This is a genomic window from Agrococcus sp. AC640b (assembly GCF_979255995.1).
Map to the genome: position 1 here is coordinate 1 of NZ_CEEDMM010000018.1, position 12,500 is coordinate 12,500.

At 72.8% G+C, this 12,500-nt stretch carries 12 protein-coding genes and 1 pseudogene; 11 read left to right on the forward strand and 2 right to left on the reverse strand.

What is annotated here, in order from left to right; all coding sequences use genetic code 11:
- The coding region (locus ACZ6H8_RS08045; RefSeq protein ID WP_464146199.1) for an acyltransferase family protein at window positions 1-1,556 on the forward strand (1,556 nt) is incomplete at its 5' end.
- 45 nt (window positions 1,557-1,601) lie between these two features.
- The gene (locus tag ACZ6H8_RS08050) at window positions 1,602-2,126 is read left to right on the forward strand and encodes a GNAT family N-acetyltransferase (protein WP_464146201.1); all 525 of its coding nucleotides are present in this window, start codon (window positions 1,602-1,604) and stop codon (window positions 2,124-2,126) included.
- Here ACZ6H8_RS08050 and ACZ6H8_RS08055 read toward each other — a convergent pair.
- A complete protein-coding gene (locus tag ACZ6H8_RS08055) occupies window positions 2,071-2,865 on the reverse strand; it encodes an IclR family transcriptional regulator (protein WP_464146203.1) in 795 nt (264 codons plus the stop codon). The two genes, ACZ6H8_RS08050 and ACZ6H8_RS08055, sit on opposite strands and share 56 nt — an antisense overlap.
- A 91-nt stretch (window positions 2,866-2,956) precedes the next feature.
- Between ACZ6H8_RS08055 and hutH the strand changes: the two genes are divergently transcribed.
- From hutH to hutI, 3 genes are read left to right on the forward strand one after another with little or no spacing between them, the layout of a single operon-like run.
- Window positions 2,957-4,519, forward strand: a complete 1,563-nt coding sequence (gene hutH / locus ACZ6H8_RS08060; protein WP_464146204.1) for a histidine ammonia-lyase — start codon at window positions 2,957-2,959, stop codon at window positions 4,517-4,519.
- Window positions 4,516-6,186, forward strand: coding sequence for a urocanate hydratase (hutU, locus tag ACZ6H8_RS08065; RefSeq protein WP_464146206.1), 1,671 nt, complete (start codon window positions 4,516-4,518; stop codon window positions 6,184-6,186). The genes hutH and hutU overlap by 4 nt, the downstream gene beginning before the upstream one ends.
- Entirely contained in the window at window positions 6,183-7,436 is a 1,254-nt protein-coding gene (hutI, locus tag ACZ6H8_RS08070) for an imidazolonepropionase (RefSeq protein ID WP_464146208.1), read from the forward strand. The genes hutU and hutI overlap by 4 nt, the downstream gene beginning before the upstream one ends.
- A 108-nt stretch (window positions 7,437-7,544) precedes the next feature.
- Here the strand turns inward: hutI and ACZ6H8_RS08075 are convergent, their stop codons facing one another.
- Window positions 7,545-8,480 (reverse strand): arginase family protein, encoded by a 936-nt coding sequence (locus tag ACZ6H8_RS08075; RefSeq protein WP_464146210.1) that lies wholly within the window; start codon window positions 8,478-8,480, stop codon window positions 7,545-7,547.
- A 751-nt stretch (window positions 8,481-9,231) separates the two neighbouring features.
- On the opposite strand from ACZ6H8_RS08075, the gene rpsJ reads away from it, so the two are divergent.
- The 6 genes and pseudogenes from rpsJ (at window position 9,232) to rpsS (ending at window position 12,496) form a co-directional block, all read left to right on the forward strand.
- Window positions 9,232-9,540 (forward strand): 30S ribosomal protein S10, encoded by a 309-nt coding sequence (gene rpsJ, locus ACZ6H8_RS08080; RefSeq protein WP_100388190.1) that lies wholly within the window; start codon window positions 9,232-9,234, stop codon window positions 9,538-9,540.
- An 8-nt stretch (window positions 9,541-9,548) separates the two neighbouring features.
- Entirely contained in the window at window positions 9,549-10,199 is a 651-nt protein-coding gene (rplC, locus tag ACZ6H8_RS08085; protein ID WP_464146212.1) for a 50S ribosomal protein L3, read from the forward strand.
- Window positions 10,200-10,201: 2 nt separating this feature from the next.
- Window positions 10,202-10,834, forward strand: a pseudogene (gene rplD, locus ACZ6H8_RS08090) (50S ribosomal protein L4); the annotation flags it as partial.
- A 218-nt stretch (window positions 10,835-11,052) separates the two neighbouring features.
- Window positions 11,053-11,349: a 50S ribosomal protein L23 gene (rplW, locus tag ACZ6H8_RS08095; RefSeq protein WP_464146214.1), complete on the forward strand. Its 297-nt coding sequence runs from the start codon at window positions 11,053-11,055 to the stop codon at window positions 11,347-11,349.
- Window positions 11,350-11,368: 19 nt separating this feature from the next.
- Complete coding sequence (rplB, locus tag ACZ6H8_RS08100; RefSeq protein ID WP_464146216.1) at window positions 11,369-12,208, forward strand: 50S ribosomal protein L2; 840 nt, start codon at window positions 11,369-11,371, stop codon at window positions 12,206-12,208.
- Window positions 12,209-12,214: 6 nt separating this feature from the next.
- A complete protein-coding gene (gene rpsS, locus ACZ6H8_RS08105) occupies window positions 12,215-12,496 on the forward strand; it encodes a 30S ribosomal protein S19 (RefSeq protein ID WP_092503023.1) in 282 nt (93 codons plus the stop codon).
- Window positions 12,497-12,500: the final 4 nt, after the last annotated feature.

Consider the following 12,500-nt stretch of genomic DNA (forward strand, 5'->3'; position numbering starts at 1 on the left):
GTCGCGGCGTGCGCGAGCGCATCCGACGATCCGCCACGGTCCTGCTGGCCGTCGTCGCCGCCGCGTCGTTCGCCTACGCGCTCGTGGCCGTCTCGACCGATCACGTGCTGGCCTACTTCGACACCGGCGCTCGCGCATGGGAGCTCGCGCTCGGCGGGCTCGCGGCGCTGCTGGGATCGCGCATCGCATGGTCGGCGGTCGTGCGCACGATCGTCGGCGTGCTGGGCCTCGCGGCGATGCTCCTCGCGGGCCTCATGCCCGTCGAGTGGAGCCACCCGGGCCTTCCCACGCTCGTGCCGACCCTCGCCGCGGTCGCCGTGCTGCTGTCGGGCTCGGGCGTGACGGCCCCCGTCGGCGTCGGCAGGCTGCTCGCCCTGCGACCGCTCGTGTGGCTCGGCGGCATCTCGTTCGGCCTCTACCTGTGGCACTGGCCGCTGCTGTGGCTCTACCTCGAGCGCGGCGGTGCGCGGGCGCAGTCGGTCGGCCTCGTCGACGGCGGCGCGATCCTCGTCGTCTCCGTGGTGCTCGCCTGGCTCTCGAGCAGGCTGCTGCGTGCCCTCTCGCAGCCACTGCCGCGTGTGCGGGTGCCGTGGACGACCGTCGCCGTGCCCGCCGTCGTGTGCGTCGCGCTCGTCGCGACCGTCGCCGCCCCGCGCATCGAGGCGATCGCCACCGACGTCGCCGTCACGCCCGTCGTCGACGCACGCGAGCTCGACGCCCGCATCCAGGATGCGCTCGCAGAGCCCGGATTCATGCTCGACGGCCTCGACGTCGGCGAGGCGGGGCTGGGGCCCGAGTGGCGGCTCGACGGATGCTCGGAGGTCGACGTGGACCATCTGGAGGACTGCACGTACGTCGACGCCGACCCCAGCGGCGAGGAGATCTGGATCGTCGGCGACTCGCAGGCGACGACGTGGGCGCCCGCCGTGCGCGCCGCCGTCGCCCCGGAGACCACGGTGCAGCTGCTCGGCAGCGAGATGTGCCCGTTCGCGTCCGGCCCCGTGGTCGCGGCGCAGACGGGCGAGTGGTTCGAGCAGCGCTGCGCCGACCGCAACGATCAGGTCGTCGAGCTCGCCCAGGAGCGCGAACCCGACCTCGTGGTCGTCTCGTACGGCGCGTGGTGGGTCGGCGAAGGCTACGAGGATCGCACCGACGACGTCGCGGGGCTGCTCGCGGCGTCGACGAGCAGGTACGTCGAGCGGCTCGTCGGCGCGGGCGTGCCGGTGCTGTGGCTCGACGCGCCACCTCCGGCCATCGGCTTCTCCACCTGCATCGACGGGCTGCGGTCCGAGGATCCGACGCCCTGCGCCTTCGAGCTGCAGGACGCGCAGCTGGATCGCCGCGACGTGCTCGCCGAGCGGCTCGCCGAGGCCGGGGCATGGGTCACGCCCACCCTCGGATGGTTCTGCGACCTCGAGCTGGGCGAGTGCCCGATCATCGTGGGCGGCGTGCCGGTGTACGCGGACGACGGCCACATGACGTGGGCGCAGTCGCTCGTGCTGCAACGCCTCGTGCGCGACGCTCTCGACGCCGCCCGCGAGGGCGCGCGAGGGTGACGCGGCGTCATCTGCGCGACGCACGCCGCCGCTAGCGTCGAGGGCGTGCCCACCATCGCCATCGACCCTCGCATCGCCGACGACGTCGTCGCCTTCCTCGACGAGCATCTCGCCGACATGCGCAGCGTCTCGCCACCCGAGTCGGTGCACGCGCTCGACGTCGCCGCGCTGCGGGCGCCAGGCGTGCGGCTGTGGGTGCTGCGCGACGACGACGAGCTCGTGCTCGGCACCGTCGCGCTCGCGCCGGTCGCAGACGGCCACCTCGAGCTGAAGTCGATGCGCGTGACCGGCGCACGCCGTGGCGGCGGGCTCGGTCGGCTGCTGCTCGACCACGTGCTCGCCGAGGCGGTCGCAGCAGGCGCGGCACGCGTGAGCCTCGAGACGGGCGCCGAGCCGTACTTCGCCCCCGCCCGCGCCCTCTACCTGCGCACCGGGTTCGCCGAGTGCGCGCCGTTCGGGTCGTACGTGCCCGACCCGCACAGCGTCTTCATGACGCGCGAGCTCTGCGGCGACGCTACGCCCGGATGCCCCCCGGGGGCTGCGAGCGGCGAGCAGCCAGGCGCGCGCTGAGCTCGGCGGCGACCTCGACCACGAGCCCCTGCAGCGCAGGCCACGCATCGGCGCCGTCGGCGTCGTCGAGACGCACGGTGACCCCCACGCCCGCGACGGGGTCGCCCACCGCGTCGATCGCGGCGGCCGCCACCGAGCCGTACGCCGCATCGACGTCGCCGCGCTCGATCGACCATCCGCGCCTGCGGACCTCCGCGAGCATGCTGGCGAGCGCGGCACGCGTCGCAGGCTCCCCGCCTGCCAGGTCGACGTCGTGCGGCACGAGAGCCCGCACCTGCGCGTCGTCGAGCGCCGCGAGCAGCGCCCTGCCCGTCGCGGTGCGCACGGCGGGCAGCCGCACGCCGACGCTCGACACCGTCGTGGGGGAGCGCCGGGCCGACCCGCGACCCGCGTAGCGCACGTCGATGCCGGACAGCACGGCCAGATGCGCCGTCGCCGGCACGGGCGAGGCCCGCACGAGCCGGTCCAGCAGCGGCTGCCCGAGGCGCTCGATGCGCGTCGCGGCATCGACGCGCGAGCCGATGCGCGCAACGCGCGCACTCGGCCCCCACGCGCCCAGCTCCGGGTAGTGCACGAGGAACCCCTCGTCGCGCATGACCGCGAGCAGGTCGTACGTCGTCGAGCGCGGGATGCCGAGCTCGCGTGCGATCGTCTGCGCACGGACGGGGCCGAGGTGCTCTGCGAGCAGCCCGAGCACGCGCAGCGCATGGCGCGCGGCGGGCATGCGCGGCGTCGGCACCGCCACCTCCCATCGTCGAGCGTCCGAGATCTCGGACACCAGTGTCGCGCACGCCCATGCGCGCCGCACGCTTCCGGGCTGAGATGGGGTCATGGTCGAGATCGTCATCGGGGCAACCCCCATCGCAGCAGCAGACGTCGTCGCCGTCGCCAGGCACGGCGCGACGGTGCGCATCCATCCGGACGCCCTCGCGGCGGTCGCCGAGACGCGGACGCTCGTCGACGCGCTCGCCGACGACGTCGCACCCCACTACGGCATCTCCACCGGATTCGGCGCGCTCGCGACGACCGCCATCGCACCCGCCGATCGCACGCGGCTGCAGCAGAGCCTCATCCGCTCCCACGCCGCGTCGTCCGGCGCCGCCGTCGAGGACGAGGTCGTGCGCGCCCTCATGCTGCTGCGCCTGCGCACGCTCGCGACGGGCCGCACGGGCGTGCGCCCCGTCGTCGTCGAGACGTACGCGGCGCTGCTCGGCGCCGGCATCCACCCCGTGATCGGCGAGCACGGCTCGCTCGGCTGCTCCGGCGACCTCGCGCCGCTGTCGCACGTGGCGCTCGCGCTCATGGGCGAGGGCGACGTGCGGGTCGACGGCGTCGTGCAGCCGGCTGCCGACGCGCTCGCAGCCGCAGGCATCGAGCCCGTCGTGCTCGCCGAGAAGGAGGGGCTCGCGCTCGTCAACGGCACCGACGGCATGCTCGGCATGCTGTGCCTCGCGCTCGCCGACCTCGCGCGCCTGCTCGACACCGCCGACCTCGCCGCGGCGATGAGCGTCGAGGGGCTGCTCGGCACCGACGCCCCGTTCGCCGCCGACCTGCAGGCGCTGCGCCCGCACGTCGGCCAGGCCGCCAGCGCCGCGCGCATCGCGGGCCTGCTCGCGGACAGCCCCATCGTGCACAGCCACGCAGGCCCGGAGGACACGCGCGTGCAGGACGCCTACTCGCTGCGCTGCGCACCGCAGGTGCACGGCACGGCCCGCGACACCGCCGACCACGCAGCACGGGTCGCCGCCGTCGAGCTCGCCTCCGCCATCGACAACCCCGTCGTCACGCTCGACGGCCGCATCGTCTCCAACGGCAACTTCCACGGCGCCCCCGTCGCCGCCGTGCTCGACTTCCTCGCGATCGTCGTCGCCGACGTCGCCTCCATGAGCGAGCGACGCACCGACCGCTTCCTCGACCCGGCACGCAGCCACGGCCTGCCGCCCTTCCTCGCCGCCGAGCCGGGCGTCGACTCCGGCCTCATGATCGCCCAGTACACGCAGGCGGGCATCGTCTCCGAGCTCAAGCGCCTCGCCATGCCGGCCTCCGTCGACTCCATCCCCTCCAGCGCCATGCAGGAGGACCACGTGTCGATGGGGTGGGGTGCCGCACGCAAGCTGCGCCGTGCGCTCGACGGCCTCGAGCAGGTGCTCGCGATCGAGGTCATGACCGCGGCGCGCGGCATCGACCTGCGCGAGCCGGCAGCCGGTCCGCGCACGGGCGCCGTCGTCGCGGCGATCCGCGAGCACGTGCCGCCCGCGGGGCCCGACCGCTTCCTGGCACCCGACATCGCCGCGGTGCGCGCGCTCGTCGCCTCCGGCGACCTGCTCGCCGCCTGCGGCATCCACGAACTCGCGCCGGCATCCGCCGACGCCGACGCAAGGAGCGACCGATGACCTCTGGCACCACGAGCGGGCCGCGGCCCGTGCGCGCCCACCGCGGCACCCGGCTGCACACGAAGGGGTGGCAGCAGGAGGCGGTGCTGCGCATGCTGCAGAACAACCTCGACCCCGAGGTCGCCGAGCATCCCGATGCGCTCGTCGTCTACGGCGGCACCGGCAAGGCGGCGCGGTCGTGGGAGGCGTTCGACGCGATCGTGCGCACCCTCGAGACGCTCGGCGACGACGAGACGATGCTCGTGCAGTCCGGCAAGCCCGTCGGCGTGCTGCGCACCCACGAGCGAGCGCCGCGCGTGCTCATCGCCAACTCGAACCTCGTCGGCGACTGGGCGACGTGGCCCGAGCTGCGCAGGCTCGAGGCCGCCGGTCTCATGATGTACGGCCAGATGACCGCGGGCTCGTGGATCTACATCGGCACGCAGGGCATCCTGCAGGGCACGTACGAGACGTTCGGCGCCGTCGCCCGCGCGCTCGGCCGCGAGTCGCTCGCGGGCACCATCACCCTCACGGCAGGCCTCGGCGGCATGGGTGGCGCGCAGCCGCTCGCCGTGACGATGCAGGGCGGCGTCGCGATCTGCGTCGAGGTCGACGCGTCGCGCATCGATCGCCGCATCGAGCACCGCTACCTCGACGAGCGCGCCGACGACCTGGACGACGCGGTCGCGCGGGCGATCCGCGCTCGCGACGAAGGACGTGCCGTCTCGATCGGCGTGCTCGGCAACGCCGCCGACGTCGTGCCGCGACTGCTGGCGATGGGTGCGCCCATCGACGTCGTCACCGATCAGACGAGCGCGCACGACCCGCTCGCGTACCTGCCGATCGAGGTCGCCTTCGACGAGTGGGATGCAGCGCGCGAGGCCGACCCTGAGGGATTCGCCGCCATGGCGCGCGCGTCGATGGCTCGCCACGTCGAGGCGATGGTGGGCTTCCAGGACGCGGGCGCCGAGGTGTTCGACTACGGCAACTCGCTGCGCGCCGAGGCGCGCGAGGGCGGATACGAGCGCGCGTTCGACTTCCCGGGCTTCGTGCCCGCCTACATCCGACCCCTGTTCGCGCTCGGCAAGGGACCGTTCCGCTGGGTCGCGCTCTCCGGCGATCCCGCCGACATCGCCGCGACCGACCGCGCGATCCTCGAGCTCTTCGGCGACGACCCGCACCTGCGGCGCTGGATCGAGCTCGCAGGCGAGCGCGTCGCGTTCCAAGGGCTCCCGGCGCGCATCTGCTGGCTCGGTGCCGAGCAGCGGCACCTCGCGGGACTCCGCTTCAACGAGATGGTCGCCTCCGGCGAGCTCTCCGCCCCGATCGTCATCGGGCGCGACCACCTCGATGCGGGCTCCGTCGCCAGCCCGTACCGCGAGACGGAGGCGATGAAGGACGGCTCCGATGCCATCGCCGACTGGCCGCTGCTCAACGCCCTCACCGCCACGGCCTCGGGTGCGAGCTGGGTGTCGATCCACCACGGCGGCGGCGTCGGCATGGGGCGCTCGATCCACGCGGGGCAGGTGACGGTCGCCGACGGCACGCCCCTCGCCTCCGAGCGGCTCGAGGCCGTGCTGCGCAACGACCCCGCGATGGGCGTGCTGCGGCACGCGGACGCCGGCTACGACGAGGCGACCGAGTTCGCCGACGCGCACGGCATCCGCATCCCCATGTTGGAGGGATGATGGGCAGCCGCGCCGCGTCGACGCTCGTCACGGGCATCGGCGAGCTCACGACCCACGACGACGCCCACGACGGTGGTCGGCTGCGGGATGCCGCGGTCGTGCTGGAGGGTGCCCGCATCGCGTGGGTCGGGCGCGCCGCCGATGCACCCGCTGCCGAGACGCGCGTCGACGTCGCAGGCCGGGCGGTGCTGCCGGGATGGGTCGACAGCCACACGCACCTGGTGTTCGCAGGCGACCGGTCGGCGGAGTTCGAGGCGCGCATGGCGGGGGAGCCGTACGCGGCTGGCGGGATCGCGACGACCGTCGCAGCCACGCGCGCCGCCTCGGATGCGCAGCTGCAGGCCCGGTACGACGTGCTCGTCGACGAGATGGCGCGTGGCGGCACGACCGCGTTCGAGACGAAGACGGGGTACGGGCTCACGGTCGTCGACGAGGAGCGGTCGGCTCGCATCGCCGCGACGCGCGCCGACGCCGTGACGTTCCTCGGCGCGCACCTCGTGCCCGACGGCCGCGACGCCGACGGCTACCTCGACGACGTGGTCGGGCCCATGCTCGACGCCGTGCGCCCCCACGTCGACGCCATCGACGTCTTCTGCGAGCGCGGCGCGTTCGACGAGGCGCAGTCACGGCGCGTGCTCGAGGCGGGCCGGGATGCGGGGCTCGCGCTGCGCGTGCACGGCAACCAGCTGGGCCCCGGGCCCGGCGTGCGGCTCGCCGTGCGGCTCGGCGCCCGCAGCGTCGACCACGTGGGGTTCGTCGACGACGAGGAGATCGCGCTGCTCGCCGCGTCGTGGGCGGACGGGGCGCGCGGCACGGTCGCGACGCTGCTGCCCGCGTGCGACCTGTCGACGCGCATGCCGCTCGCGCCGGCCCGTGCCCTCGTCGATGCTGGAGCCGTGGTCGCGATCGCGTCGAACGCGAACCCGGGCACGTCGTACACGACGTCGATGGCGTTCTGCGTCGCGACGGCCGTGCTGCAGCAGCGCCTGACGGTCGCGGAGGCCGTGCGCGCGGCGACGCTCGGCGGCGCCATGGCGCTCGGCCGCGACGTGCCAGCGCCTGGCCTGCCGGATCTCGGCCGCATCCGCGTCGGCGCCCGCGCCGATCTGCACGTGCTCGACGCGCCGGCGGCCGCCCACCTCGCCTACCGACCGGGCGTGCCCCTCACCCACGCGGTGTGGCGGGCGGGGGAGCGGGTGGTCGAGGGCGAGAGCCGGATCGCAGGGTCCCCTTCGTCGTGCACGAGGTGACGCCGAGCGGGTCTCCGTGTGCGATGTGCAGGCGAGGGCCTGCTCGGCGTCACCTCGTGCATGCGCGCATCTCGAGGGCCGGGACGAAGCGAGCCGGAGCGACGCAGGTCAGCGGTCGCGCTCGGCGAGGCCCGCGAGGGCCTCGAGCACGCACAGCGCCGTCAGGCGCACCGTGCGGCCGTCGGCGGCGTCGGCGGTCGCATCCACCTCGGTGAGGTCGAGGGATCGCACGCGCGGATCCCGTGCGAGGGCCCGCACGAGCGAACGCAGCCGCCACGCCGAGATGCCGCCGGGCACCGATGCGGGGCAGGCGGGCACGGCCGCCCGGTCGACGACGTCGACGTCGACGTCGACGTGGATCGGGCCGCCGTCGCCGCCCGCGATCGTCAGCGCCCGCTGCGCGACGACGCAGACCGGCTCCTCCTCGACCGCGGCGCGCGTCTCGACCGCGATGCCGAGCTCGACGGCTCGCTGCGCGTAGCGGTGCGAGTTCGCGAAGTCCTGGATCCCGATCTGCACGGTCCGCGTGCCCTGCAGCCCTGCCTCGACGAGCCTGCGCACCGGGGAGCCGTTCGAGCGTCCGTCGCGCAGGTCGTGGTGCGCGTCGAGCGTCACGAGGCCGGCTCCGGACGGCTCGGAGCCGGCGCCCCGCCATGCGCCGAGCGCTGCGGGCACGGTCGCGGCGTTGTCGCCGCCGACGACGATGACGAGGCGGGAGCGCTCGGCGGCGCGTGCGACGAGCGCTGCAGCCGCATCCTCGTCGGCATCGGGGTCGACGGCGTCGCCTGCGTCGGCGATGCGCAGCGCGGCGAGGTCGGCGCCGGCGGCGTGCGACGCGAAGCGAGCCAGCGCCTCGCGCACCGCGAGCGGCGTCGCGTGCGCGCCCGTGGGGCTGATGCTCGTCGCGTGGGTGCCGATGCCGACGAGCACGGCGTCGACGGCATCGTCGCCGAGGTCGGGCCAGCCCCCGGCGCGCGGCCACAGGGGGTCGAGGTGCATGGCGTCGCGGGTGCGTCGTGCGGCCTGTCGTGCGTCATCGCCCATGCGGGCAACGCTACCGATCCGTGGTCCGCCGCCGTGGTGGTGCGCTCCCTTCGAGGCTCGCTGCGCTCGCACCTCACGGAGCGGGTGGGTCGGCGCCTCGCACGGAGACGGTCCCTGCGGGGAGCGCAGCGACCCGCATGCCGGCGGGCGGCGCTACGCTCGGACCCGACGGCGCGAGCACCTGCCGACCGGTGACGGTGGCCGCGAAGCGGGGTCACGCACATCGCGCGCCCGGTGGTCGCCGAGACGCCCTGCGACTCGGTCTCCCAGTGCTGGCGCGGCCGGGGCGGTGGCCGCGAAGCGGGGTCACGCACATCGCGCGCCCGGTGGTCACCGAGACGCCCCGCCGCTCGATCGACGAGTGCTGGCGCGACCGGGGCGGTGGCCGCGAAGCGGGGTCACGCACATCGCGCGCCCGGTGGTCACCGAGACGCCCCGCCACTCGATCGACCAGTGCTGGCGCGCGATGCGACACGCCCGGGTTGCACGCACCTCCCCATGCGTGCGAGAATCGTCAGGTTGCAGACGCCGCGATCGCGGCTCACTGCCTGGCTGTGCACAGGAGTAGAGATCCTGGGCCGCGGGCAGATCGACATCACTTCGCCGAAGCTCGATGCAGGCATGTCCTGCGGAATCTCCGGCATGCCCCTCGTGGGCGTTGACAGAAGAACAGGGCGCACGGCAGTGCGGCGCACAGCAATGTGAAGCGTGGTCGGTGACGGCCGCGCGTCGATGAGAGAAGGACACAGCCATGGCGGGACAGAAGATCCGCATCCGACTGAAGTCGTACGACCACGAGGTCATCGACTCGTCGGCGCGGAAGATCGTCGACACCGTGACCCGTGCGGGCGCGACGGTGGTGGGCCCTGTGCCGCTGCCGACCGAGAAGAACGTGGTGGCGGTCATCCGCTCTCCCCACAAGTACAAGGACAGCCGCGAGCACTTCGAGAAGCGCACGCACAAGCGCCTCATCGACATCATCGACCCGACGCCCAAGGCGGTCGACTCGCTCATGCGCCTCGACCTCCCTGCCGACGTCAACATCGAGATCAAGCTCTAAGGAATCGCATGTCCACCCTCGCAACGACTCAGGGTCTGCTGGGCCGGAAGCTCGGCATGACGCAGGTGTGGGACGAGCAGAACAAGCTCATCCCCGTCACCGTCGTCGAGATCACGCCCAACGTGGTCACGCAGATCCGCACGCCCGAGCGTGACGGCTACGACGCGATCCAGATCGCGTTCGGCCAGATCGACCCCCGCAAGGTGAACCAGCCCAAGGCCGGTCACTTCAAGGCCGCGGGCACCACGCCGCGCCGCCACCTCACCGAGGTCCGCACCGCCAACGCCTCCGAGTACTCGCTCGGCCAGGAGATCGCGGTCGACGCGTTCCAGGCCGGCCAGAAGGTCGACGTCGTCGGCACCTCGAAGGGCAAGGGCTTCGCCGGCGTCATGAAGCGTCACAACTTCGCTGGCGTCTCGGCGTCGCACGGTGCGCACCGCAACCACCGCAAGCCGGGCTCGATCGGTGCGTCCTCGACGCCGAGCCGCGTCTTCCGCGGCATGCGCATGGCCGGCCGCATGGGCGGCGACCGCGTGACCGTGATGAACCTCACGGTGCACGCCGTCGACCTCGAGAAGGGTCTGCTGCTCGTCAAGGGCGCCGTCCCCGGTGCTCGTGGCCGCATCGTCTTCGTCCGCAACGCCGTGAAGGGAGCCTGACCATGGCGAACAAGGTCGACGTCCTCGACGCCAAGGGTGCGAAGGCTGGCTCGCTCGAGCTGCCCGAGTCGCTCTTCGACGTCCAGACGAACGTTCCCCTGATCCACCAGGTGGTCGTCGCGCAGCTCGCTGCAGCCCGTCAGGGCACGCACAGCACGAAGAACCGCGGCGAGGTCTCCGGCGCAGGCCGCAAGCCCTTCAAGCAGAAGGGCACCGGCCGTTCGCGCCAGGGCTCGATCCGCCAGCCCGAGCACCGTGGCGGTGGCGTCGTGCACGGCCCGACGCCGCGCGACTACTCGCAGCGGACCCCCAAGAAGATGATCGCCGCCGCGCTCCGCGGTGCGCTCTCCGACCGCGCTCGCGGTGGCCGCCTCCACGTCGTGGAGTCGTTCGGCACCGACGAGGCTCCCTCGACGAAGGCAGCCGTCGCGCTGCTGGCGTCGGTGGCGTCGTCGAGGAACGTGCTCGTGGTCCTGCACCGCGACGAGGAGTCGGCATGGCTCTCGGTGCGCAACCTGGGCAACGTCCACGTGCTCACGTGGAGCCAGCTCAACGCGTACGACGTGCTCGTGAGCGACGACATCGTCTTCTCGAAGGTCGCCTACCAGGCGTTCGTCGAGGCTCGCACGGGTGAGCTCGTCGAGGTCGAGGCCGCGAAGAAGGCTCCGAAGGCGAAGGCTGCGAAGGCCGACGCCGACGAGACCGTCGAGGCCGAGCCCGCCAAGAAGGCTCCGAAGGCGAAGGCTGCGAAGGCCGACGAGACCGTCGAGGCCGAGCCCGCCAAGAAGGCTCCGAAGGCGAAGGCCACGAAGGCCGACGCCGCCAAGGCAGATGCCGAGAAGGGTGAGGACCGATGAGCATCCACAAGGACCCGCGCGACGTCATCCTGCGCCCCATCGTCTCGGAGAAGAGCTACTCGCTCATCGACCGCGGCAGCTACACGTTCGAGGTCGACCCCCGCGCCTCGAAGACCGAGATCCGTCTCGCAATCGAGAAGATCTTCGGCGTCAAGGTCGAGCGTGTGAACACGCTGAACCGTCAGGGCAAGACCCGCCGCACGAAGTTCGGCCTTGGCAAGCGCAAGGACACCAAGCGCGCCATCGTCACGCTCCGCTCCGGCTCGATCGACATCTTCACGGCCGTCGGCTGAGGATCTGAGGACTAGACACATGGCTATTCGCAAGTACAAGCCGACGACCCCGGGTCGTCGTGGCTCGTCGGTCGCCGACTTCGCGGAGATCACGCGCTCGACGCCCGAGAAGTCGCTGCTGCGCCCGCTGCCCAAGACCGGTGGTCGCAACAACACCGGTCGCATCACGACGCGTCACATCGGTGGTGGCCACAAGCGCCAGTACCGCGTGATCGACTTCCGTCGTCACGACAAGGACGGCATCGACGCCCGCGTCGCGCACATCGAGTACGACCCGAACCGCACGGCGCGCATCGCGCTGCTGCACTTCGCGGACGGCACGAAGCGCTACATCATCGCGCCGAACAAGCTGTCGCAGGGTGACGTGGTGGAGTCGGGCTCCGGCGCCGACATCAAGCCCGGCAACAACCTGCCGCTGCGCAACATCCCCACGGGTACGGTCATCCACGCCATCGAGCTCCGCCCGGGTGGCGGCGCGAAGCTGGCTCGCTCGGCGGGCGCCTCGGTGCGCCTCGTCGCGAAGGACGGCCCCTACGCCCAGCTGCGTCTCCCCTCGGGCGAGATCCGCAACGTCGATGCACGCTGCCGCGCGACGATCGGCGAGGTCGGCAACGCCGAGCAGTCGAACATCAACTGGGGCAAGGCCGGCCGCAACCGTTGGAAGGGCATCCGCCCGACGGTCCGTGGCGTGGCGATGAACCCGGTCGACCACCCGCACGGTGGTGGCGAGGGCAAGACGAGCGGTGGCCGTCACCCGGTGAGCCCGTGGGGCAAGCCCGAGGGCCGTACCCGTCGCCCCAACAAGGAGAGCGACAAGCTCATCGTCCGTCGCCGGTCCACGAACAAGAAGCGGAAGTAACCCAAGATGCCTCGCAGCCTCAAGAAGGGCCCGTTCGTCGACGACCACCTGTTCCAGAAGGTGGTCCGTCAGAACGAGGCCGGCAGCAAGAACGTCATCCGTACCTGGTCGCGCCGCTCGATGATCGTGCCCGCGATGCTCGGTCACACGATCGCCGTCCACGACGGTCGCAAGCACATCCCGGTGTTCGTCACCGAGTCGATGGTGGGTCACAAGCTCGGCGAGTTCGCGCCGACGCGTACCTTCCGCGGCCACGTGAAGGACGACAAGAAGGGCCGTCGCCGCTGACGCG

Excerpts from the sequence above, each read along its gene's own strand:
- rpsJ (WP_100388190.1), top strand. The coding sequence starts at position 9,232 with ATGGCGGGACAGAAGATCCGCATCCGACTGAAGTCGTACGACCACGAG.
- hutH (WP_464146204.1), top strand. The coding sequence starts at position 2,957 with ATGGTCGAGATCGTCATCGGGGCAACCCCCATCGCAGCAGCAGACGTC.
- hutI (WP_464146208.1), top strand. The coding sequence starts at position 6,183 with ATGATGGGCAGCCGCGCCGCGTCGACGCTCGTCACGGGCATCGGCGAG.
- hutU (WP_464146206.1), top strand. The coding sequence starts at position 4,516 with ATGACCTCTGGCACCACGAGCGGGCCGCGGCCCGTGCGCGCCCACCGC.
- rplW (WP_464146214.1), top strand. The coding sequence starts at position 11,053 with ATGAGCATCCACAAGGACCCGCGCGACGTCATCCTGCGCCCCATCGTC.
- ACZ6H8_RS08075 (WP_464146210.1), bottom strand. The coding sequence starts at position 8,480 with ATGGGCGATGACGCACGACAGGCCGCACGACGCACCCGCGACGCCATG.
- rplC (WP_464146212.1), top strand. The coding sequence starts at position 9,549 with ATGTCCACCCTCGCAACGACTCAGGGTCTGCTGGGCCGGAAGCTCGGC.
- rplB (WP_464146216.1), top strand. The coding sequence starts at position 11,369 with ATGGCTATTCGCAAGTACAAGCCGACGACCCCGGGTCGTCGTGGCTCG.
- rpsS (WP_092503023.1), top strand. The coding sequence starts at position 12,215 with ATGCCTCGCAGCCTCAAGAAGGGCCCGTTCGTCGACGACCACCTGTTC.